Below are 22,885 nucleotides of genomic sequence, written 5' to 3'. Positions count from 1 at the left end.
TCAAGTGATCCTTACGCCAAAACATCTCCTATGCTTTTATCCTTATCAAACCTTCTTTTTGCATAAGGACAAAGCGGAATGATTTTTAAGTTGTTTTTCTTCGCAAAATCAACACCTTCCATTACCAATTGTTTGGCAAATCCTTTCCCTTCAAACTTTTCTTCTACTTCGGTATGATCAATTATTAATTTTGTTTTTCCTGCCCAGGTATACGTCATTTCCCCGGCAATTTCATCCTCTTCATAAATGATAAATTTCCCTTTTTTACCGTTATCTTCTTTTTTTATTTCCACCATATTTTTTTTTGATTTAATATGTGATTTCAAAAGCTTATTCAAGCTACCATATTTTTCAATACTATTTTAAGCATTTAATAATCTCCCAATTTATTCAAAAGTAGTTTAGCCGAATTTTCCAAAATTTCATGGGTTTCAAAATTTCGTTTTTAATGAATAAATTAAGTGAAAAAAGGAATGATTACTTGTGTTGTATCATTCCTTTTCTAGGTAATTTCGCAAGTTTCTTTCTAATGCTATCGTAAATATTCAACTATTTAATCTTCTAAATAACCAAATTTCCCGGTATTAAAATCATTGAAGGCTTCTATCAATTCTTCCCTGGTGTTCATTACAAAAGGGCCTTGGGCCGCAATAGGTTCATTTATGGGCTCACCACTAAGTACCAGAACCACGGCATCATCTGTTGCTTCGATTTCAAAGGTTTCGCCATCATTGGCCATCAGTGCCAGATGATCTGTTGGCGTTTCTTCTTTGCCGTTCACAATAATGTTTCCTTCGAGTACCAGAAGTACCGTATTATATGTTGCCGGAAATTGAAAATCTGCCTTTCCCCCTTTGTTTAATTTAGCATTGAACATATGTACGGGTGTAAAGGTTGAAGCAGCTCCTTTAGTGCCATTGTATTCACCTGCGATAACTTCAACAATTCCAGCGTCATCCTGCAGTTTATAGCGGTTGATATCCTCATATTTTATAGCCTGGTACTTGGGATCGCCTTTTTTGTCCCTGGCACGCAGATTTACCCATAGTTGTACCATCTGAAAATCACCACCTTTTTTGCTCCATTCTTCTTCATGGTATTCTTTGTGCAATACTCCGTTGGCGGCAGTCATCCACTGAACATCGCCTTCGCCAATTATACCTCCACCGCCACTACTGTCATGATGGGCCACCTTGCCTTTATAGGCAATGGTTACGGTCTCAAAACCTTTATGCGGATGGACGCCCACCCCTTTTGGTTTATCAGAAGGCGGAAATTTATAGGTTGAATTATAGTCCAACATAATAAAAGGGCTCATACGCTGCATATCCAATCGAAAACCGCTTGGTATAAAATTATGTACCCGAAACCCATCACCCACAAAATGAGGCGCTCTTGGGCTTGCTACTAACTCAACTGTTTTAGTTCTCATATCTTTCAAATTTTATATCCCAAATTTACTGTTGAAAGTAAATCTGTGCATTGATGTATGATAAGAAGCTATTTTTTGAAGTGTTTATGAGCCAGTTCTTTTCTTACCCTGCTTAAACTTTCTGGAGTAATTCCTAGGTAGGAAGCGACCATCGTTTGAGGAACACGTAAAAGAATATCGGGGTACATATCGATAAACTGAAGGTAACGTTCCTTCGCACTAGCGCTTAACAACAGGTTAATGCGCTTCTGCAAATGACGAATATGGTTGTGCAGCAATTTATTATTAAAACCTGCAAAATCAGGAATTTTTTCTGAAAGCTGATGTATGAAATTTTCATCAATTGCAACCACTTCGCTATCCTCCAATGCTTGAATATAATATGCTGATGGCTGATTGAAATATGCACTTTCCCTATCGGTTACAAACCAATTTTCAGGTGCAAAGGAAATCGTGTGTTCTTTACCCTTTTCATCTATAGAATATTGTCGTAAAAGTCCATTTTCTACAAAAAATGTATGCTTGCAATATTCATTTTTTCTTAATAAGAACTCATCCTTTCTGATTTTTTTGATCGTACAGCTTCCAATTATTGAAGAAATTTCTTTTTCTTCAATATCCAGGTTTGAAGTCAAATAAGCTTTGAGATGTGAACTTTGCATTTTGGTTCGGAGGGTTCTTTTGGATTATCTATAATTAATTTATAACGTCTTTAAATATACGAATATCCTACTATTTAGGTATTACAAACATATTTTGATTTTCACTCGAGACCTTCACAATTTACTGGGTAAATATAGACCTCGCTTCCTGTTAAATCCTTTCAAAATTAGCTTCTAATCAACCGGAAAAAAACTCTATGATTTTTTAGGAAGCTCTCGTTGATTTCGTTCCAATTTAAACTGTACCTTCTTGTCCTTCCCATCAAAAAGGTTCTCGTTCCCACTCTGATACCCTAGAACATATGAATTTTGATTTACTTCCCTATTCTTTTTAATGCTGATACATTTTCCGTATATAGAACTAGGGGGACTTATAAAATTGCAGACGAAGTCAACCGGCTTCTGCTGTCCGGCTAACTTTTATATGCTGGTATTTTGCATTTATAAAAAGGATAAAAACAGCAACGGGTGAGAAGTAAATGAAGCACGGGAAAATGAAACACTAACTGGAAGCAGGACAATGAATTATTTGTTTAAAACATTTTAGGTATAACTCTTAAATCATCAACGAGACTCAGTACACTACACTTGATGAGAAGAAAGTTTTACCGGGTTTCCTCGTCTAAAATCGAACCAACCCTGGTTTAACTTATATTATTATGAATGCTGAGCTTAAAAAATCTGTCCACGAAGAATTTGGTAGCACGAATTATGAAAAGGTTTTTTCAAGAATTTACAATGAATACTTTCCTATGGTAGAGAAATTTGTATTGATAAATAGCGGTAATACATTTGATGCTAAAGATATTTTTCAGGAAACCACTATCATTTTATTTAAAAAACTGGAGGATGATAATTTTAAACTTACTGCAAGATTGAAAACATATCTTATGGCGATTGCTAAAAATCTATGGTATAAGAAAATTAGAGATAAAAAGGAATTTGCCGGCCTGGAAGATTATACCCATGATTTTTATGAAGATATAGATCTGTATATAGAAAAGGAGAAATCTAATTTTGAAAAATTATTATTCCTAATGGGGAAGGTTTCAAAGCATTGCAACCAAATCATTAACGATATTTTTTTTAAGACGATTTCTATAGAAGAAATTCAGCAAAATTATGGTTACACCAGTAAACATAATGCCCAAAATCAAAAACATAAGTGCATCAAACAAATAAAAAATAAAAAAATTAAAGTTTACGGGTGATTTTTCTGGAATTAGGGTATAAATAGTTAAATACTTTAAATTATAACTTATGAAAACAAAAATCTCAACCTTAACAATTATTATGGCAGTTGCCCTTTTAGTGCCGAATCTGACAAAAGCTCAGAACGCCAAACAATGGATGGTAGATAAAGCCCATACTTCGGTAAATTTTGATATCTCTCACTTCTTCTCCACTGTAAATGGAAGTTTTAATGAATTTGATGGGACTTTTTATTTTGATCCAAATAATCTGGATGAAAGCAAATTCACCTTTACGATTCCGGTCAAAAGTATCTATACTAATAATGAGAAAAGGGATAATCACTTAAAATCGGAAGATTTTTTTAATAGTTCAAAATACCCCAACATCAAATTTGAATCTACGGGGTTTGAGAAAAAATCCGGTAAAAATTATGTGGTAAAGGGGAAACTTACCATAAAAGAAACCACAAAGAATATAAGTGTCCCATTTGAATATAAAGGAGAAATGGATCACCCAATGATGAAAGGGACTAAAATTTTAGGGCTTCAGTTTAAAACTGACATTGATCGCTCTAATTATAATGTTGGCGTGGGAGACTGGGCTTCAGATATGGTTGTAGGTGACACCGCTGAAGTTACCATTAATATGGAACTAAACCGTAAGGAATAAACTTCTCAGAATTTAACCAGGTTTACTTTGTTGGTTTTTATTGGTTGTTGGTTAAGTGCCGCGAATCCCATTGCGGCACTTTATTGTTAAACCCAAGTCAAAAACATTCTGACTGGAATGTTTTTGTTCGGCATGATGGTACTAACTATCCTTTTGGCCATTTTCGCCAAAGATTTTCTCTTAAAAAACCTGAGAAAGATACTTCCATATATGGAAAAGATTACTGCTATCCTGCTCATTTTCGCCGGAGTATATGTAATCTATTATCAAATGGCGCTATTTGGATTTTAAGGCTTAGGCCAATCTATAGCGCTTTTTAAATCAATGTTTAATTTTAAAATTTAATTTATGTCAAATCAAACTTACAAAATCGGTTTAGAACCGGTAGAATTAGAAGATGCAAACGAACAACAAAAGGAAATCCTGGAAAAGGCCAAAAAGGCTAATGGGATGATTCCTAATATGTATAAGAACATGGTGAATTTACCGGCTTTGCAGAATACATATGATACGGGATATCATCAGTTTAGACGGGATAGCGGATTTACTCCTGCTGAACAAGAGGTAGTTTTACTTACCATTAGCATCGAAAATTCCTGCGGCTACTGTACCGCAGCCCATAGCTATTTAGCTGAAAATGTTTCAAAAACCCCAAAAGATGTTATTGAAGCCATTAGAGAAGGAAAAGAAATTCAGGATGAGAAATTAAAAGCTTTATACGAATTCGCCAAAGTGATGAATGAAAGCCGGGGTAATCCAACACCCGAAGAAGCTGAGAAATTTCTGGATTCGGGATATTCTGAAAAACAGATCCTGGCTATCATCCTTGCACAGGCTGTAAAAACTATCAGTAATTATTCAAACCATATTTTCCATACAGAAGTTGATGAAGCTTTTGCGGGAAGTAAACTGGAAAAAGCTTAGAATTTATAAAAGGAAAAGTCCAGAATTGGCTTTTCCTTTTTCAAACAAAATTATAAACGAAATTTTTGAATTATGAAAAATACATTTTTACAAGCTATTATTGCAGGCATTGTGGCCACCATTGTAATGACAGCAGTAATGCTTTTAGGAGCAGTATGGGACTGCCCAAAATGAACCCACCTCAAATGATGGCTTCTACAATGGAAACAAGCATTATTGTAGGCTGGATTATCCATTTAATGATTGGGATCATTTTTGCCCTGATATATGCTTATTTAATATTTAAATTATTAACCAAGGTTTCCAGCACTTTTGTAAAAGGAATTATATTCGGGATAATAGCGTTCGTTATTGGAGAAATTGGAATGCTGCTTATGGGTGCAATGATGCCAGAAATGCCAATGCCACAAGGTAATATGATAGTTATTGCCAGTGCCGGCCTTATAGGTCATATAATATTTGGTATTGTGGTTGCCTATATAGTAAAACCCAAAGCCATTTAAATCATTATGAGAGCCTTGGTTATTTCTGGTGGTGGCAGTAAAGGTGCATTTGCCGGTGGTATCGCAGAATTTCTAATTAATGATTGTCAAAAACACTACGATATTTTCTTGGGGACTTCTACAGGAAGTCTTCTAATTCCGCTGTTATCGATTGGAGAAATAAGCAGGCTAAAAGCAATTTATACTTCCGTTAGTCAAAAGGATATATTTAGCAGCAATCCATTTATAATTACAAAAAAGGATGGTGAGTTTGTAATGAGAATAAATCATTTCAGCATTTTAAAAATGTTTCTGAAAGGATCAAAATCTTTTGGGGAAAGTAAGAGTCTTAGAAAATTAATTTGCGATATAATAACAAAAGAAGACTTTCATAAAATGAAACAGAACAAGTCAGAGGTAGTCGTAACCGTGGCCAACTTGAGCTATAACCGGGTAGAATACAAACGGCTTAAAGATTGGAAATACCACGATTTTTGCGATTGGGTTTGGGCCTCCTCCAATATGGTGCCTTTTATGAGTCTGTTAACCAAAGATGGCAATGAATATGCTGATGGTGGAATGGGCAATATTGTGCCCATATCCGAGGCAATAAATCGGGGCGCTTGTGATATTGATGTAATTGTCTTGAAAACGGAACAACCAAGCATTAAAAAAAAACCGGTTAAAAACGCTTTGGAATTGACCACGCGTGCTTTTGACTTTATGATCAACCAGATCATAGTAGATGATGTTACAATTGGTAACTTACAAAGTAAACATACCAAAGTCAATCTCAATTTTTATTATCCGCCAGAACTACTTACCAAAAACTCCCTCATTTTTGACCCTGATTTGATGAAAGACTGGTGGCAAAAGGACTATGAATTTGCCCAAAAAAACAATCCGCATTGCACCAGCATTGAACCTAAAATAGATGAATTATGAAACCCATTCTGGTATTACTAATTGCAGGTATGATTTACCAACCTTTTTTCTCTCAGGAAAAAAATGGTTTTGATATCTCTTCTGCCAACATTCCTGTTTCCGAAATAAAAGGTGGAGGTCCTCCTAAAGACGGAATTCCGGCCATAGATAATCCAAAATTTTTGAAATCTTCTGAAGCTTCTTTAGCAAATGATGCCAGAATTTTAGGAGTTTATGAAAATGGAATTGCAAAAGCATACCCTATTAATATTCTTAATTATCATGAAATTGTAAATGATTCATTTAAAGATCTTCCGGTAGTAGTTACCTTCTGCCCCTTGTGTGGCAGCGGTATTGCTTTTGAGTCTAAAATCGGTACCAGCATCCTTACATTTGGTGTATCTGGGTTATTATATAATAGTGATGTTTTATTGTACGACAGGCAAACAGAATCCCTCTGGTCACAATTGAAATATGAAGCGATAACCGGAGAATTAAAAGGTGAAAAGCTTAAAATTTTAAATACGGCAAATACCACCTGGAAAGCCTGGCAAGACAAACATCCAAAGAGCCTCGTCCTATCTCAAGAGACAGGATTTACCAGGGATTATTCCAGAAATCCATACCCTGATTATGAAAAAAACCAACAATTGTATTTTCCGGTAAGCAAAATGAATGATGTTTTGAAGCCAAAAGAAAAGATAATAGGTATAGAAATAAAAGGAAAAACAAAGGCGTATCCTTTTTCCGAATTAATGAAGTTGAAAGGGAAAATCTTAGAGGATACTTTTGCCGGTCAAAAATTGAAAATCACCTATAATTCAAAAGCCAAAAGTGCAGAAATTGTGGATGCACAGGGTAATCTGATGCCTGCAGTAACTAATTTTTGGTTTGCATGGTATGCATTTAATCCTGAGACCGAAGTTTATAAATATCCAAAATGAGTAAATTCTCCGGAGCTAGCCTCGGAGAATTTATAAGAACTATATTTTCACCTTTTCAGAATTAGGCTTCGGAGTGTTAAAAATCCTAATACGGGGCATCTAAAAACTACTTCTGACCCGCCTCTTAGTTTTTCTGCTGAATATTATTATTTCTACTTTCTATTTTTCGCAGCAGCAGGTATTTTTCTCCTGAATTGACGGGCTGGCAGTGGTACCATAACTACAATACAAAACCTTTTATTCGGCATAAGTACTTTCTTGGAGTGTTCACATTCATAATAAACTCACAAGCCGTAGTCTCTGCCCCTTAAATCTTATAAATATTTAGATATTTAGGACGACTTAAAAGATTTCAAAGCTTCCTCAAATTCTTCAGTAGTAAAGATGTGGCTTGTAATAAGTCTCAAATTCATGAGAGCAGCCTGAAAGGTGTCCATACCAGGAAGTTTTGCACTCGCACTGGCATCAGCAATGACCCCTACCTCAAATCCTTCTTCCAATAAATCCCGGGTATGGGATTCTAAACAGAGATTAGTTGACATTCCGGCCATCAATACTTTCTCTATTTTATACTTCCTAAGTTGCAAATTGAGATCTGTGGTTTGAGGACCATAGATTTTATGCGGATTGCACAATATAATATTATCATCGTCCAGATATGACTTAAATTCATCCAGAAAATCGGCTCCTGAACTTTCAAAATCTGTCATATCCAATCTTCCTTTTCTAAGGTACATTTCTTTTACGTGCATAAATTTTTCCAAAGCACCTTCAAATTTCCATCCGTGATCCGTAGGAAAAAAATAATGAGGGGAAATAAAAACTTTTATTTTGTTTTCCCTGGCCAGTTTAAAGACCTTGCTCATATTGTTTATGGTATCATTCTCTTTTACACTTGCTTTTACCACCGGCCAGGCTACCCCGTCATCTCTTAAAAAATCGTTCTGAGGATCTGTTATAACAATTGCGGTGTTTTTATCAATTTCAAATCCCGGATCGGGAATTCCAGCTTCTTTTGCCGCTTTTATTACTTCCCAGTCTGTACTTTTCATAACTTTATTTATTTTGGTTTATATTCTCATTCAACCAAATTTAGGTAACGAAGCCATGGATTATTGTCAGCTTTCTGACAGTTAACAAAACTTTACACCTAGGGAAGTTTGTGGTACTTGGGGCTGTATAAAACCGATTTCCCGAACATTCTTAAAATAATGGGTTCAAGCATTTGGAATAAATACAAATGCTTGATAAAATACTCACATTAGTTCGATAATGAGGGATAAAACAAATACAAACTCATCCTCTTCCCGCTTCTTAATAAGAATAGTGATAAGATCTCAAATTGAGATTATAATCTAACCTACGCATAAAGAATAAGTATACTTATTCTAAGGATTTTATATTTTCCAGCATCGTAGGGATCAATTCACTTACGGTGGGATGAATATGCACCGCATCACGAATTACGGTATAAGGCTGCCTTGCATACATTTGATCTATTATCGTATGTATATATTCATCGGCGCCTGTACCTAAAAAAGTAGCCCCCAATATCTTTTCGGTTTTGGCTTCAATGTAGATTTTAAGCATTCCCTGGGTTTCCCCCATTTCTTTAGCACGCGCAATTTTAGCCATGGGCCTGGTGGCAACCCTGGCTTTGATTCCCGCCTTTTCAATGTCGGAAGCGTTCATACCTACCCTGGCCAGCGGAGGATCAATAAATGCTGCGTAGCAGGTAAACCTATCTGATAATTTTCGTTTTTTATCTTCAAACAAATGAGAATTCACAATTTGAAAATCGTTGTATGCGGTATGGGTAAAAGCCCCTTCCCCGTTACAATCACCTAATGCCCAAATATTGGGTGCACTAGTTTGTAATTCGTTAGTTACCCAAATATACCCTTTCTCATCCAGGCTTACATCGGTGTTCTCAAGCCCCAGATCCCTGGTATTGGGAATGCGACCTGTCGCAAGCAACAGATGTGAGCCTTTAATTGTGGGGCTTCCTTCTTTGCAATTAATACTCACTTCAATTTCGTCTCCCGATTTTTTTGCGCTGATGCAATCGGAGTTTAACCGAACCTCAATGCCTTCGTCTTTAAAAATATCCGCAATGGCCTTCCCAAATTCGGGATCTTCCTTTTTCAACAAGTGATCTCCACGATCCAGGATGCTTACTTTGCTTCCAAAACGACGGAACATTTGTCCGAACTCCAAACCAATATAGCCACCTCCCACAATAATTAAATGATCAGGGATTTCCTCAAGTTCCAGAATGCTCTCGTTGGTAAGATAGTTTACGCCTTCAAAACCTTCAGGAATCCTTGGCTTACCGCCAACATTGATATAAAATTTATCAGCTTCATAGGTTTTCCCGTTTACCTCTACACTGTGGTTATCCAGAAAACGGGCTTTTCCTTTAACAAGTGTAATATTTTCATTGCTAGTGAACATTTTGTTCAATCCCGTTCTGGAATCTGCGATGATTTTATCTTTACGCGCTTTAATGGTTTTAAGGTTTACGGCAATACTTCCATTCACCTCAACCCCTAAAGCAGTGCTGTTTTTAGCAATAAAAGCACGCCTGGCACTGGCTACGTATGCTTTGGTTGGCGTGCAACCTACATTCACACAGGTGCCGCCCAAATGTCCTTTTTCAATAATGGCTACTTTATATCCGTTTTTGGCAAGGCTTGCCGCAAGTGAAGGCCCTGCCTGGCCCGTACCAATTATAATCGCATCAAATTTCATTTTATATAATTTTATTAATATTTATAATTTCTACCTCCATCTTTTTCCAGTTCAACCCCTAACGAGAGGACCATCCGGTTCACAAAATTGAAATAGGAGACTACCAGGGCGGCATCTAAAATAGCCTTATCACTAAAACCCACTTCTCTTAATTCTTGCGTTACAGTTCCATAATTTTGGCCATTTTCATTTTTGGTCAGGGTTTTGGAATAAATACATAAAGCCAAATCTTCCGGGTTAAGGTTAATCCTTAAAAAATTTCTCTTTAGATCCTCAATTTTACCCGCATCCTTCCAATACTTATTTAGGGCAGTGGCATGATGCTCTATACAATAACTACAATTATTGGTGGTAGAAGTTACCACGGCCATCATTTCCCTTTGCGCCCTGGTTAATTCAGATTTGGAAAACATAATTTCCATATACAATTCCATATGCTTTACAATGCTTTCTGGCCTTAAGCTCTGTATCTTATGGACCTCGGCAATTTACCCGCGCTGCTTTTCCAGGGCCGAATAGATTTCTTTTAACCTTCCTGTTGCCTCCCTAGGTTGTATTACTTTTATTCTACTCATCGTGTAGTCATTTTTTGTCTCAGGTCTATGACTGCGCCAATAAAAGATGCATGTACAAAGGTTTGGGGGAAATTCCCCAGCATGGTATTTTTATCGGTATCGGCCTCTTCGGCAAAAAACCCAAGGTCATTGCTATATTCCAGGGAAGTATCGATAATTTCCCGCGCTTTTTCAAAATTGTCCAGCATAATATAATACTGTGCCACCCAAAAACAACCCGCCAGAAAAACACCTTCTTCAAATGCATTGAACATTTCGAGCGTCCTGTGATAAAGTTTTCCTTTTCTGTGGTTTTTCTCCAGCAGTTCCATGGTTTTTAACATTTCAGGGGAATCGGGTTTGGTAAAAAGCCATACCGGAAATAGCGCTGCCGTCACATCCACCTCATCGCTTCCCGCATAGCTGGCATAGGCGCCATCTTTGGTAAGGCAGTTGGTTTTTATAAAATCACGTATTTTTTCGGCAGCTTTCAGCCATTTGTTTTTTTGTTTTTCGGTTTCGGCATGTTCAGCTATAAATTCCAGGGATTTCGCCACAATTACCTTACTGGAGGTAAAATGCTTCTGAAGGTGTTCTTCCCAAATGCCATGATCTTCCCTGTGCCAGTTTTCGGCCAAAAAATTGGCAATACCCACAACAGTATCCCAGTGATATTTTTCTTTGGTCCTGCCGTATATCATCTTCGCGACCAAAAGCACATTGGCATTGGCATCCAGCTGTAACTGATCCATGGCATTATTGCCAATATGTACCGGCCTGCTATTTTTATATCCAGCTAAAGGCAGTACAGTTTCAGGTTGCGCCACCAGCTTATCCAATGAATAAAAGGGTAAAAGTATTTTTTGGCTGTTGCGGTATTTGGCATCGCATAAAAAACTCAGAAATTTGCTTTCTTCTTCCCCTGTGCTCTCCGCCCTTATCAAAGCACTTATAATCATGGCGGAATCCCTGAGCCAGACGTAGCGATAATCGTAATTCCTTGAGCCGCCAACCACCTCTGGCAACGAGGTAGTGGCTGCTGCCATGATCCCTCCATTTTCCTGATAGGTAACCAACTGTATCGCCCGCAAAGAATCCTGTACTTGTTTTTCGTAAGGACCGGTATATTCTATCTGGCTGGCAATTTTTTCCCATCCTTTCAATGTTTTAAGCTTTAACGAATTTAGATTTGCTTCGGTTATTCCTTTTTCAAAAGCAGTATCAGAAAGTATTGCCCAGCCTTTGCTCCCTTTCGGGATTGTAAATTTTATATGTCCTTTATCAATGCTGAGCCCGTGCGATGCCGTTAAATAAAGGCTTCTTGAAATACTAATGACATTATTTTGCAATATTTCATATTCAGGTAAGCCCAGGCCGTAATAGGGTTTTAAAAAAATATCATTTTCCACGTCTTCGGGTCCTTCTGAAAACATCCTGCAAATACCATTGATCCTATCGTTCAATGGCATAAAGTCTGTAAGACTTAAACCTTCAAATTGGGTAGATAGCACGGCACTTCTTTGTGTATATTCCCTGTTTTTATATTTCTTGTCCTTGAATTGAAAAGACCAATACGCCCCTTTTTCAGGATCTATCAGGGAATTTATAAAAGCGGGTTTATCGAAACGTTGCGGGCAATACCATACAAATTCACCATCTTTTGTTACCAGGGCACAGGTTTTCCGGTCGCCGATTACCCCTAAATCCCTTATGTTATATTCTTTTGTTTTTGACATGATATTTGTATTATATAAATTTTAAATACAATTATTCCATTTTATAATGATCGATGCCCCAGATCCTTTTTATTCTGATCCTGATTAAAAGTATATTTCTATTTACCGATGGTTATCGGGACAAACTCATTTCGTTGAACCTGAACCGAGGTTCTTGATTTTTTCTTTTTCTGAAGGGCTCAAGGCATACCAAAAAGGGAGGGCAACCAATATAATGCCTCCCAAAATATTGCCGAGGGCGGCAGGAAGAAGGTTCCATAAAATAGCATTTTCCCATCCAGGGCCATTCCCGGCAGGCATCATCAGGGAAAAATAACCCATATTGGCCGGACTATGTTGAAAATTTGCCGCAACAAAAAGGCTTACCGCGAGAAAAATGGGGATATATTTTCCTATAATCGTTTTTCCCATAATGGCAAAAATTGCGGCCATTCCCACCAGCCAGTTCCCGAACATTCCTGAAACTACCGCCTGCATCCAGTATTGTAGATCACCTCCCCTATAATAATGCATTTTTTTATGAATGATATGCGCGAGGATATCTGCCACATCCTGAGGGTATTCGTGCGCATAATTGATCCACCAGCCCACTAAAAAAGCACCGATAACATTTCCCACAATAGTAATCCCCCAAAATTTTAAAGCACCGAGCAAGAGTTCTTTAGTACTACAATTCAACAAAGATGCGGGCAAAACCACGTTGGTTTCAGAAAAAAGCAAGGCACCCGAAAGGATTACCATAAAAAACCCTACCGAAAAACCAAAACCCTGTAACAAGAGTGCGAGACCGGTAGTTTCCACACCCGCAGAGATCAGTACCGAAAACAATGCCCCAAAGGTTATAAAAGCGCCGGCCATAACCGACAGGATAAACGATTTGAGCAGGGTGAGCTCTTTTAAATGATACCAGGTTTGCCTGCTCATTTCTTTCACTACCAGATGTACATCGAGAAATCTATTTTCCATATCCCTTGATTTAATCGAAATAGGATTCAAGTTCCTTTTTGAGATTTTCCCACTGTTTCTTATCCCCGTTAATGACCTGCCCTACTTCTTTAAGTTTTGAAGTTCCAAAACCTATCACCTCTTTCCAGCCAATATGTGGGGGCAATGAAAGCTCGCCGCTGTTTACCACCGCATCGATGATAAAGGGTTTCCTGCTGTTTTTGGCCTTAAGAATGGCCGCTTCTATATCTTCAGCGCGTGTAACCCTCACTCCATCGCCACCGCATCATTTTGCATATTCGGCAAAATTGACATTGTCCTGTTTTAAAGCTTTCAGGGAAGGGGCCAATCCCACCTCTTCCATTTCCAATTTTACGAAACTGAGTTCAGAATTGTTAAAAATGAGGATTTTAACCGGTAATTTATATTTTACAGCGCTTATAAAATCCTGCATGGCCATATTAAAGGCCCCGTCGCCGCTAAGGCTCCATACTTCCTTGCCGGGATTTCCCATTTGTGCCCCCAGCGCAGAAGGGAGGCCTACGGCCATAGAGCCGTGGTTAAAAGAGCCGATCATTCGCCTTTGGGAGTGAAAAGAGATATGGTGTGCCGCCCAGATTGCCGAAGTACCGGTCTCTACGGTAAAAATAGCATTGTTGGCAGCATGCTTATCTACAAAACCGGCAAAAATCTGCGGATGTAAAGGTTCATTGTCCCTTTCAGCCGAAGCCTGTTTCAACATATTTTTTCTCCAGGATTTAAAACTATCTACCAACTTATCGAGAAAAGCCGTATTTGTTTTTTCTTCAATTTGAGGAAGAAGAAGTTCCAAAAATGAATTTATGTCACTCCATACCCCCAAATCTACAGCCGTTCTGTTACCAATATTTTCCTGCCGTATATCTACCTGGATGGTTTTAGTCTTATGCGGAAGATAATCGATATAAGGAAAATCAGTCCCCAACATTAACAACAGGTCACATTTCATCACCGCATTATAGCCCGAAGGATTTCCTATAAGTCCTGTTAGGCCTACCACATTTGTCGCATCGTGGTCAAAAATATCACTGGCGCGCAAGCTATGGGTAATGGGCGCCTTCAGACGTTTTGCCAGCTCAAGCACCTGTTCCCTGCTTGCACGGCATCCATCACCGGCTAGAATACCCACGGTTTTTGCGTTATTTAAAAGTGCGGCCGTTTCGCTTACTACAGACCTGTCTGGAACCAGGGAAGAAACATACTTTTTAATAGGATGCACAAACACCTCGTTTTCGGCCTCCATTTCGGCTACATTTGCGGGTAATTCTATTCGACAAACGGAGTTATTGGCAAGTGCTATTTTTATGGCACGCTGAATTAACATAGGAGCCTGCTCCGGAGTTTCAATAATGGTCTGATAGTCGCAAACGTCATCGAACACTTTTTTTAAGTCTACTTCCTGAAAAAAATTGGTCCCCTGCTGCCTTTGGGGCACCTGCCCTGTTATGGCGATTACCGGTGTCCGTTCTTTTTTGGCATTGTAAAGTCCGTTTATTAAATGAAGTGCGCCAGGCCCAACAGTGCCGGCGCAAACCCCGAGTTTTCCGGTGGTCTGACTGTGACCAAAGGCAGCATACGAAGCATTGCCCTCGTGCTTCATCCCAATCCATTGAACATCCTCCCGTTCTTCAATTGCTTTTACAAAAAAATTAAGGGCATCTCCGGTTACTCCATATACCTGCTCTACACCTACACTTACTAAAATATCCAATAATTGTTCTGAAACGTTTTTAGCCATTTCTAATTTTTTTATAAAGTTTTATAATTAAAGGAGAACAAAAGCACCTCCGGCTGTAGTAAAAATTACCAGAGTGGCCAGTAAGATCAGTACATCATAATGCCATCCAAATCCTTTTTCTGCATAAAATCCTGTTTTCCATTTAAAGATTTTCTTATAAATGGCCCCTATCATAGCCCCCATTACAAGTACTGCACCTATTTGGGTGAAAATCCCAAATGCGATAGAAATAGCGCCTAAAATTTCAGCAATACCCAGAAAGATTGTTATTTCTTTAGAGAGTCCTAAACTTTGAGCCCGTTCTTTAGGGTTTTGGATATGGCCCTTCCCGCTGGAAAACAATATAATAGCTACTATAATCCTAAGTAACAGTAAGGAATAATCTGTGAAAGAAGAAGTTTCCAGTATCATAGTTTTAAAGAATTAAATTAAAGTTTCATTTTATCTATATTCCGGATTTTCAAAATTCCATCGCGTACCGTCGTCCCATTCTTTTCGGGAATTCCCATAAGCGGGATAACCTCCATTCGCCTTTAACATTTTGGCAAGATGAAGTAAATTATAAGTCATAAAAGTGGTGTTCTTATTGGTAAAACCTGAATCATAACCTGTTGGCGGGTCTATTTTCTCTCCGTTCCATTCCTTATCTCCATAACTCGGACCCGGGCCTACTTCGCCAATCCAACCGGCATCTGCCTGTGGGGGAATGCTGTAACCCAGATGTTGAAGCGCATACAGAATGCCCATGGAACAATGCTTTACGCCATCTTCGTTTCCGGTAATAATACAGCCTCCCGCCCTTCCATAATAAATGTACTGGCCTTTAGCGTTTTGGTAACCACTCATGGCATACAAGCGTTCTATCAATTTTGAAGCAACGGAAGAACGCTCACCCAACCAAATTGGAGTGCCAATTACCAGAATATCGGCTGCAATTATTTTTTCGTAAAGTTTGGGCCAATCGTCTTTAGGTTCCCTTTCTTTTGTCATATCGGGCTGTACCCCAACGGGTATCTCATAATCTGCCAACCGGATCACTTCTACCGCTACCCCTTCAGATTCCATGATGTTAATGGATACATCCATTAAATCACGGGTGTGACTGTGGGAAGGTGATTTTTTTAAGGTACAGTTTACATAGATGGCTTTTAGGCCGGTAAATTCATTTTTCATGAAAAATGTGTTTAAAATTAGTCGTTTATGAAATATAGTGATATTAAAACTACGCTACTTTTAATTTTTTCGCCATACCGAATTTGTAAAATAATGATGTTTGTCAAACAAATTTTCGACGATTTGGAAACCTGAATTTTCCGCCAGACTTTTTATTTCAGAAAGGGCATATTTCTTTGAAATTTCGGTATGTATTAGCTCCCCTTCCTTTAATTCTATAACAACTCCCAGCTTTTGTATAGCTATCTTCTGGTTAAATTTACTTCTTAAAGCACTGCGGGCTTCACCAGAATGTGGATCGTAAGAAGGGACATGCTCAAACGTATCAGTTTTAAAATCGGCATTAAACTCCCTGTTAATCTTGGTTAATAAGTTTAAATTAAATTTTTTCGTTATCCCCCGGGCATCGTTGTAAGCATCTAATATTATTTGAGTATCTTTTTTAAGGTCAAAACCTATACATAGTAAATCCTCGGCATTCATTTGTCTGGAAATTTGTTTAAAGAAATCCTCAGCTTCAGTTCGAGAAAAATTACCAATACTTGCCCCTAAAAACAGGATTAGTTTTGGTGTTTCATTTTTAATTAAGCGAAGAGCATCCAGATATTCCTTTGAATAGCCTGAAATTTGAATTTTTGGAAAATGTTTTTTTAAATCAAAAGTTAATTTCTCTATGGCATTTTCAGAAATATCCACAGGTACATATTCAAAATTCACATTCTTCTTTATAAAATGTTGTAAGAGGATTTTAGTTTTATAGGCATTACCCGCACCAAGATCAACAAGCTGAAATGGCTCTTGTGAACCTTTAAAATAAGCAGCTATGTGCTCTTTATGAGAATTAAGTATTTCCAGCTCACAATTGGTGAGATAATATTCCCGCAATTCCATAATTTGCTGAAATAATTTATCTCCGGTTTTATCATAGAAATATTTGGATTTTAAAAACTTTGGGCTTGCAGTTAAACCTTCAGTAACATCAGATTCAAATACTGAAATGGGTTGCGCTAAAGGCTCAACTTCTTTAATTTCATTATTCATTTAATTTGAGATTATTAATAACCTTAAAAAATTATAACTTTAAAGTATAAGTAATAAAAATAAAGAAGCTTCAGTAATTATAATGTCAACTTTACGACACATACCTTTAACTATTATCAATTTATTTCTTGTTGCTTTTAGCTACCTTTCTAATAATTTAACGCAAAATGTATGGATCAAAATTTAAAGTTTTGGTATTTAAATAATTTCATTCTTGTTAAAGAACTTAAAGAAGAATACAAAAATTATATACATGAACGTACTATAATGAAATCTCTGAAAAAAGATGAAATGGTTTACTTTCAAAATGATCCTGCCAACAGTATTTATTTTCTCAAAGAAGGTAAAGTGAGAATATCACAATTTGATAAAAGTGGAAATGAATTTTTAGTTGCAATCCTGGGAAAGGGAGAAATTTTTGGAGAAGCCTCTATTACTGAAAACTCATCGAGGCAGGAAGCAGCCATTGTTGAAGAAAACCTAACCTATTGTGTGATGAAGGATGAAGACTTTAAAAGTTTATTGTTAATGGCTCCCGAATTAAATTTCAAATTCAGCCAAATGTGTGTAAATAACCTTTTGGAAACTAAAAACCGCCTTAAGGATTTTGCGCTAAAAAATAATAAACAAAGAATTATTGATTTTTTAAAAGAGCCTATAGTAAACAATAATGCCACGGTTAATGGAGAGATTGTTTTAAATGATTGTTTTACACATCAAAAAATTGCACAACTTACTTCTACGAACAGGCAGGAAGTCTCAATGGTGTTTAGTGATCTTAGGAAGAAACAAATAATTGATTATGACCGAAAAACAATAAAAATCCTTGATCTTGAGCAACTTCAAAATTTATAAATTCGGCGGTGTTGAATAATCCATTCCTTTAAAAAGGCAAAACCATAAGCCATGCGATTTTCCTGAAGCACAGTGCCGCCCGTATTGCTAACGTTTGTTTTAGTAATATTGATAGAACTGTTGTTTACCACAATTACTTCCTTAACAATTTCAGGAATTTCTGCAATGACTTTAGCTATGGAATCTTCTTCGTTATAGTCCGGAATAATAACCTTTAAAGCTTCGGCATTATTTTGATTTCGGGTTCCGGTTTTCCGAGGAAATAACCGTGATTTTAGCATCCGAATTTTTCCTGACATGTCGTGCGCAGGTAATTCCTGCTATCCCGTTTCCAATTATTACAATGTGTTCTTTATGTGGTAAGCTCAAAATTGTTTTTTATACTATTTTTAGAAAGTTTACAGATCAGCACTTAAAAAATCATAGTAGGTAAATTTTAAATAGTATCAGCTTCTTCAAATACAGGGATTATATTACGTATCTTTTGACTATTGCTCATTTAGCCGCCAGTCATAATCCATAAAATTAACCTTAGCATCCCCATTTACCTTTACTTTGCTGTATTTATTAATATAAGAAATTAAGTCACTATCTGGGGAAATCCTTTTTATACCAATCAAAAATTTTTGATAAAACCACCTCATTCTTACTGATTTTATTTTTATCGGAATTAATAAACCCAGCAGTGACTTTTTGAAGCTGGGCTTCCAATTTTGCCGCCGCATAAGCTTCATTAAGCAATTTGGGGCAGGAAAATGAAGCACAATTAATGGCAAAATGAATTCGGGGTTCGTTCATTTTTCTTAAAATACTATGTTCTATAGTTCCCAATGCAACCATTTTATCTCCTACCTGAATAAATTCCTGGCGCCATGGCTTCTTAATATCTTTAATGCTGGCCACTGGATAATTATCTACAATTAATAATATTGTCCCTGCATTATATAGATTAATATAATAGGCGAGCTGTTCTGCAACCGGCCAGGCCTCCTTAGGTTGTTTTTTGGATAAATAATCCAGATAGCCTTCAAGCTTTTCTTTCTCTTTTACAAAGCCTTTATAATTGACGTCACCATCATTTGCTACATGTTTTTTCAACAAATCATTCCATTCTGTATGATCTAAAATAGGATTTTCTGTAGCATTAAAATCACTACTTTTTTTATCCCAATGCAAACCTGCATCATCCAGGCCCGCCATACCAAGCAGACCAGATTTATTTAGTAAAATATAACCTGGAATTAGAATAAAAATTCCTAAAACGGAAATCAATACATATTTCATTTTTACAGACATTTGAGGTGAATATTTGATTTTAAAGTCCTAGAATTTAATTTAAACCCCTTTCCCATTCAGTAGACTTCCTTCACATCTTTTAATTAAATAAAAGAGTTTTAAAGACATAAAAACCTGATGAAAACCGGTTCTAAATTCCAATAACTATTACAGGACAAATTTGAGAGAAAAGAATTTTAAGAAAAAATAAAATATTGGGTGATTTTTTTCCGGTTATGGTATATATAAAGAATATAGGAGTGTGATTTAAAAATATTTTCACATTGAAGCTTTCTTTTTCTTAAAACCTAACTTACTAATATGAAATTATTTATGACGGCAATCGCCCTGCTTTCTACAATGATCATGGAGGGGCAAATACAAAGCTATGAAGCTTTTGTTCTGGATATAAATGGCGAACCCGTGGCTTTTGCATTAATACAAGAGCTGGAAACTGAAAATCATGCTACTACTGATAAGAACGGAAAATTCAGCTTTAATACCAATTCAAAGAATTTCACCATCAGAATATCATCTATAGGTATACAACCTGTGGAAATAAAAATTATCAATGGAAATTTCCCGGAACAAATAATAGTGCAACGCTCCTATGAAGCACTGGATGAGGTGATCGTAACCGCTCTGGGAATCGAAAAGGAAAGACAATCCCTGGTTTCTTCAGTTACCGAAATCGATTCTGAAAAATTAACCGATGTCACTGCCCCAAATGTGGTAAATAGTCTCGCAGGGCAGGTCGCAGGAGTACAGATCACCAATGGTTCTTCTGGCGTGGGCTCTTCTTCCCGCATTGTTATTCGTGGGGAAAATTCGCTGGGAGGCAGCAATCAACCGCTGTTTGTAGTAGATGGGGTGCCCATTAATAACGAACAAATTACCAGCGACCTGGTAAATAATGGTGCCTTGCAGGAAGTAGATTATGGAAATGGTGCTTCAGAAATTAGTCCTGATGATATCGCCTCTATTTCAGTTTTAAAAGGAGCAGGTTCTGCAGCTTTATACGGCGCAAGGGCCGCTAACGGGGTAATTCTTATCAACACTAAACGCGGAAAAAACAATCGTGGATTCGGGGTGAGTACCAACAGTTCCTTTACTATAGAAACTTTATTGACCCTCCCAGATTATCAGAATGTTTATGGAGGCGGTTCCAATGGTGAATATGCCTTTGAAAACGGGATTGGTGCCGGTATTAACGATGGCGGAATTAGTAGTTATGGCCCCAGACTGGATCAAGGCCTTTTAATTCCTCAATTTGACAGTCCTTCTGTAGACATCAATGGAAATCCGGTTCGTGGTGGGGATGTGATTGCCCGTACCTTCCCAAATGGTTCTTTTACTGAAATCACCCCTACGCCCTGGGTCTCCAGGCCAGATAATGTGAGGGACTTCTTCGAAACAGGGGTAACTTATCAGGATAATATTGCGATCAGTTCAGGGTGGGAAGAAGGAAGCGCCAGGCTTTCTTACAGCAGCCTAAGAAATGAAGGGATTCTTCCCAATACCGATCTAAAAAGGGATGGGATTTCCATTAGACTGGAACAGGAGTTATCTCAAGATTTCCGCATTAATACATTTTTAAATTATATAAATACCAGAAGCGGGAACCGCCCGAACCTGGGTTATGGTTATGAAAATGTGATGTATGGTTTTAACTGGACAGGAAGACAAACCAATATTTCTTCTCTAAGGGATTACTGGCAGGCCGGGCAGGAAGGTGTTCAGCATTTCGATTTTAATTATTTGTGGCTTACCAATCCTTACCTCAGCCTTTACGAAAATACCAATAGCTTTGACAAAAATCGGGTTTTGGGAAACCTTTCGGCTACCTATGATATTACCGATAAATTAAGCCTGAAAATAAGAGCTGGAATCGATACATATAACGATGATCGCGAGTTTCGTAGGGCAGTGAGTACCAACCGGAACCCACAGGGAACATATCGGGAAGACAATGTGAATTTTGAGGAACTAAACACCGATTTTCTTCTTTCTTATGCCGACAGTTTTGATGAGAACTGGAATTATACGATCACTGCCGGGGGAAACAGATTCGATCAGCATATTAAATATCAATTTGCTGAAGCTTCGCAATTGGCACTTCCCGGAATATATACCCTCGCGAATTCTGCAACCCCGTTGAAAGGTGACAGTCAGAATTTTGAAAAAAGGATCAATAGCCTTTACGGAACCGGAAACTTATCCTATAAAGATCAGGTATACCTGGATCTTACTTTTAGAAATGACTGGAGTAGTACCTTGCCTGCAGATAACAATTCTTTTGCTTATTATTCAGCAGGCTTCAGCTATGTAATCTCCAATATGCTTGAGATCCCGGAAGCGATTTCTTTTCTGAAAATAAGGGGAAGTGTAGCCAGTGTTGGTAACGATACCGATCCTTATCAAAATGCACAGAACTTTCTCTTCAATCAAAACTACGGTTCCAACTTCAGGGTAACCAATGAAACCGTTCTCAAGAATATCAATTTAAAACCGGAAAGGCTCAATGCCTATGAAGCCGGTTTGGAAGCATGGTTTTTCGACGGAAGACTACAAACCGATTTTTCAGCCTACCAAAATGTGAGTATAGACCAGATAATTTCCAGGCCTATCTCCCCTACCAGCGGATTTCTCAACTATAACGTGAATGGCGGGGAAGTGCGCACCCGGGGTTTTGAAGCGGCAATAAGTGGTGAAATTATCCAGGCACAGGATTTTAGCTGGAAATCTTCTTTAAACTATTCTACTTATGAAAGCGAAGTCACCGAGCTTCCCGAAGGCGTTACCCAATTTGTTACCGGCACCGCTGATGTGTTTGGCGGTTCAGGCGGTTCAAACTCTGTATTCTATATCGCTCGTGAAGGAGGTAAAGTTGGGGATATGTACGGTACTGGTTTTGTTGAAATTGACGGTGAAACGCTTTTCAATTCCAATGGGCTCCCGGTACAGGATGGAACCTTGAAATTGCTGGGGAATTACAATCCAGACTTTATTATGGGTTTTAACAACAGTTTCAGCTTTAAAAATTTTAACCTGAATATTTTATTCGACTGGCGCAAGGGCGGTACTATTGTTTCGAGAACTAAAGCGCTGGGAAGTACTTCCGGCGTATTGGAAGAAACCCTGGAAGGTCGTGAAAATGGTGTGGTGGGCGACGGGGTAACCAATGTTGGAACTCCTGAAAACCCCCAATACGAACCTAATACGACCCCGGTTCCTGCAAGCCGGTTTTACAATAATTTTTATGACCGTGGCAATGAGGCAAGTGCGCTTTACAGTGCTTCCTACGTAAAACTGAGGCAACTAAGCCTCTACTATTCATTTTCAGACAAATTTGTAAAATCTATAGGTTTCCAGAGTTTGAAACTAGGTTTCGTAGGAAGCAATTTATTGCTCTTTACAGAAAATCCTCATTTTGACCCGGAATTGAACGCCCTGCAGGGACGAAATATAGTCTATGGAGTAGAAGACATGTCGTATCCCTCTACCCGTAGTTTCGGGATGAGCTTAAAAACACAATTTTAGAAAGCAT

Annotated in this window: 24 protein-coding genes and 1 pseudogene; 9 read left to right on the top strand and 16 right to left on the bottom strand. The window is 37.8% G+C overall.

The features are described 5' to 3' along the window. Nucleotides 1–11: 11 nt before the first annotated feature. The 3 genes from DHD80_RS18330 to DHD80_RS18320 all read right to left on the bottom strand — a co-directional run bounded on the left by DHD80_RS18330 (nucleotide 12) and on the right by DHD80_RS18320 (nucleotide 2,094). A complete protein-coding gene (locus DHD80_RS18330; RefSeq protein WP_251742920.1) occupies nucleotides 12–296 on the bottom strand; it encodes a GNAT family N-acetyltransferase in 285 nt (94 codons plus the stop codon). A gap of 257 nt (nucleotides 297–553) precedes the next feature. Further along, on the bottom strand, nucleotides 554–1,432 hold the full coding sequence (locus tag DHD80_RS18325; protein ID WP_251742919.1) for a pirin family protein: 879 nt from the start codon (nucleotides 1,430–1,432) through the stop codon (nucleotides 554–556). A 68-nt stretch (nucleotides 1,433–1,500) separates the two neighbouring features. Further along, on the bottom strand, nucleotides 1,501–2,094 hold the full coding sequence (locus DHD80_RS18320) for a Crp/Fnr family transcriptional regulator (RefSeq protein ID WP_251742918.1): 594 nt from the start codon (nucleotides 2,092–2,094) through the stop codon (nucleotides 1,501–1,503). Between the two features lie 659 nt (nucleotides 2,095–2,753). On the opposite strand from DHD80_RS18320, the gene DHD80_RS18315 reads away from it, so the two are divergent. The 7 genes from DHD80_RS18315 to DHD80_RS18285 all read left to right on the top strand — a co-directional run bounded on the left by DHD80_RS18315 (nucleotide 2,754) and on the right by DHD80_RS18285 (nucleotide 7,231). Next, nucleotides 2,754–3,305: a sigma-70 family RNA polymerase sigma factor gene (locus DHD80_RS18315; RefSeq protein ID WP_251742917.1), complete on the top strand. Its 552-nt coding sequence runs from the start codon at nucleotides 2,754–2,756 to the stop codon at nucleotides 3,303–3,305. A gap of 49 nt (nucleotides 3,306–3,354) precedes the next feature. Further along, the gene (locus DHD80_RS18310; protein WP_251742916.1) at nucleotides 3,355–3,957 is read left to right on the top strand and encodes a YceI family protein; all 603 of its coding nucleotides are present in this window, start codon (nucleotides 3,355–3,357) and stop codon (nucleotides 3,955–3,957) included. Between the two features lie 132 nt (nucleotides 3,958–4,089). Continuing rightward, entirely contained in the window at nucleotides 4,090–4,248 is a 159-nt protein-coding gene (locus tag DHD80_RS18305; protein ID WP_251742915.1) for a hypothetical protein, read from the top strand. 57 nt (nucleotides 4,249–4,305) lie between these two features. Beyond that, complete coding sequence (locus DHD80_RS18300) at nucleotides 4,306–4,881, top strand: carboxymuconolactone decarboxylase family protein (RefSeq protein WP_251742914.1); 576 nt, start codon at nucleotides 4,306–4,308, stop codon at nucleotides 4,879–4,881. 155 nt (nucleotides 4,882–5,036) lie between these two features. Beyond that, nucleotides 5,037–5,384 carry a DUF6789 family protein gene (locus DHD80_RS18295; protein WP_347709985.1) on the top strand — a complete coding sequence of 116 codons (348 nt, stop codon included), beginning with the start codon at nucleotides 5,037–5,039 and terminating at the stop codon, nucleotides 5,382–5,384. Between the two features lie 6 nt (nucleotides 5,385–5,390). Continuing rightward, a complete protein-coding gene (locus DHD80_RS18290; protein WP_251742912.1) occupies nucleotides 5,391–6,308 on the top strand; it encodes a patatin-like phospholipase family protein in 918 nt (305 codons plus the stop codon). Then, nucleotides 6,305–7,231, top strand: coding sequence for a DUF3179 domain-containing protein (locus DHD80_RS18285; RefSeq protein ID WP_251742911.1), 927 nt, complete (start codon nucleotides 6,305–6,307; stop codon nucleotides 7,229–7,231). The genes DHD80_RS18290 and DHD80_RS18285 overlap by 4 nt, the downstream gene beginning before the upstream one ends. Nucleotides 7,232–7,563: 332 nt before the next feature. Here DHD80_RS18285 and DHD80_RS18280 read toward each other — a convergent pair whose 3' ends face one another. The 10 genes from DHD80_RS18280 to egtD all read right to left on the bottom strand — a co-directional run bounded on the left by DHD80_RS18280 (nucleotide 7,564) and on the right by egtD (nucleotide 17,208). After that, nucleotides 7,564–8,283 carry a cysteine hydrolase gene (locus DHD80_RS18280; protein WP_251742910.1) on the bottom strand — a complete coding sequence of 240 codons (720 nt, stop codon included), beginning with the start codon at nucleotides 8,281–8,283 and terminating at the stop codon, nucleotides 7,564–7,566. A 331-nt stretch (nucleotides 8,284–8,614) separates the two neighbouring features. After that, entirely contained in the window at nucleotides 8,615–9,982 is a 1,368-nt protein-coding gene (locus DHD80_RS18275) for an FAD-containing oxidoreductase (protein ID WP_251742909.1), read from the bottom strand. Between the two features lie 14 nt (nucleotides 9,983–9,996). Beyond that, entirely contained in the window at nucleotides 9,997–10,452 is a 456-nt protein-coding gene (locus tag DHD80_RS18270; protein ID WP_347709984.1) for a peroxidase-related enzyme, read from the bottom strand. A 101-nt stretch (nucleotides 10,453–10,553) separates the two neighbouring features. Continuing rightward, the gene (locus tag DHD80_RS18265; protein ID WP_251742907.1) at nucleotides 10,554–12,272 is read right to left on the bottom strand and encodes a glycoside hydrolase family 15 protein; all 1,719 of its coding nucleotides are present in this window, start codon (nucleotides 12,270–12,272) and stop codon (nucleotides 10,554–10,556) included. A 126-nt stretch (nucleotides 12,273–12,398) separates the two neighbouring features. Beyond that, nucleotides 12,399–13,238 carry a formate/nitrite transporter family protein gene (locus DHD80_RS18260; RefSeq protein ID WP_251742906.1) on the bottom strand — a complete coding sequence of 280 codons (840 nt, stop codon included), beginning with the start codon at nucleotides 13,236–13,238 and terminating at the stop codon, nucleotides 12,399–12,401. A gap of 10 nt (nucleotides 13,239–13,248) precedes the next feature. Continuing rightward, nucleotides 13,249–13,488, bottom strand: coding sequence for a hypothetical protein (locus tag DHD80_RS18255; RefSeq protein ID WP_251742905.1), 240 nt, complete (start codon nucleotides 13,486–13,488; stop codon nucleotides 13,249–13,251). A 15-nt stretch (nucleotides 13,489–13,503) separates the two neighbouring features. Next, nucleotides 13,504–14,994 carry a thiamine pyrophosphate-binding protein gene (locus tag DHD80_RS18250; protein ID WP_251742904.1) on the bottom strand — a complete coding sequence of 497 codons (1,491 nt, stop codon included), beginning with the start codon at nucleotides 14,992–14,994 and terminating at the stop codon, nucleotides 13,504–13,506. Nucleotides 14,995–15,021: 27 nt separating this feature from the next. After that, complete coding sequence (locus DHD80_RS18245) at nucleotides 15,022–15,405, bottom strand: DoxX family protein (RefSeq protein WP_251742903.1); 384 nt, start codon at nucleotides 15,403–15,405, stop codon at nucleotides 15,022–15,024. 30 nt (nucleotides 15,406–15,435) lie between these two features. Further along, nucleotides 15,436–16,167 carry a flavodoxin family protein gene (locus DHD80_RS18240; RefSeq protein WP_251742902.1) on the bottom strand — a complete coding sequence of 244 codons (732 nt, stop codon included), beginning with the start codon at nucleotides 16,165–16,167 and terminating at the stop codon, nucleotides 15,436–15,438. A gap of 60 nt (nucleotides 16,168–16,227) precedes the next feature. Continuing rightward, nucleotides 16,228–17,208 carry an L-histidine N(alpha)-methyltransferase gene (gene egtD / locus DHD80_RS18235; RefSeq protein ID WP_251742901.1) on the bottom strand — a complete coding sequence of 327 codons (981 nt, stop codon included), beginning with the start codon at nucleotides 17,206–17,208 and terminating at the stop codon, nucleotides 16,228–16,230. Between the two features lie 171 nt (nucleotides 17,209–17,379). Here egtD and DHD80_RS18230 point away from each other — a divergent pair, with 171 nt between their 5' ends. After that, nucleotides 17,380–18,063, top strand: coding sequence for a Crp/Fnr family transcriptional regulator (locus DHD80_RS18230; protein WP_251742900.1), 684 nt, complete (start codon nucleotides 17,380–17,382; stop codon nucleotides 18,061–18,063). Here DHD80_RS18230 and DHD80_RS18225 read toward each other — a convergent pair. From DHD80_RS18225 to DHD80_RS18215, 3 genes and pseudogenes are all read right to left on the bottom strand, one after another. Then, complete coding sequence (locus DHD80_RS18225) at nucleotides 18,051–18,344, bottom strand: hypothetical protein (protein ID WP_251742899.1); 294 nt, start codon at nucleotides 18,342–18,344, stop codon at nucleotides 18,051–18,053. The genes DHD80_RS18230 and DHD80_RS18225 overlap by 13 nt on opposite strands. After that, nucleotides 18,313–18,432 (bottom strand): annotated as a pseudogene (locus tag DHD80_RS18220) (FAD-dependent oxidoreductase); the annotation flags it as partial. The gene DHD80_RS18225 and the pseudogene DHD80_RS18220, both read right to left, overlap by 32 nt. Before the next feature lie 219 nt (nucleotides 18,433–18,651). Beyond that, on the bottom strand, nucleotides 18,652–19,347 hold the full coding sequence (locus tag DHD80_RS18215) for a DUF547 domain-containing protein (RefSeq protein ID WP_251742898.1): 696 nt from the start codon (nucleotides 19,345–19,347) through the stop codon (nucleotides 18,652–18,654). A 312-nt stretch (nucleotides 19,348–19,659) separates the two neighbouring features. On the opposite strand from DHD80_RS18215, the gene DHD80_RS18210 reads away from it, so the two are divergent. Further along, nucleotides 19,660–22,878 (top strand): SusC/RagA family TonB-linked outer membrane protein, encoded by a 3,219-nt coding sequence (locus DHD80_RS18210; protein ID WP_251742897.1) that lies wholly within the window; start codon nucleotides 19,660–19,662, stop codon nucleotides 22,876–22,878. The last annotated feature ends 7 nt before the right edge of the window (nucleotides 22,879–22,885 follow it).

The sequence above is a fragment of the Gramella sp. AN32 genome (genome assembly GCF_023718305.1).
Classification (GTDB): Bacteria; Bacteroidota; Bacteroidia; order Flavobacteriales; family Flavobacteriaceae; genus Christiangramia; species Christiangramia antarctica.
The sequence above is the reverse complement of the archived record's forward strand: the minus strand, read 5'-3'. Positions and strand labels throughout refer to the sequence as shown.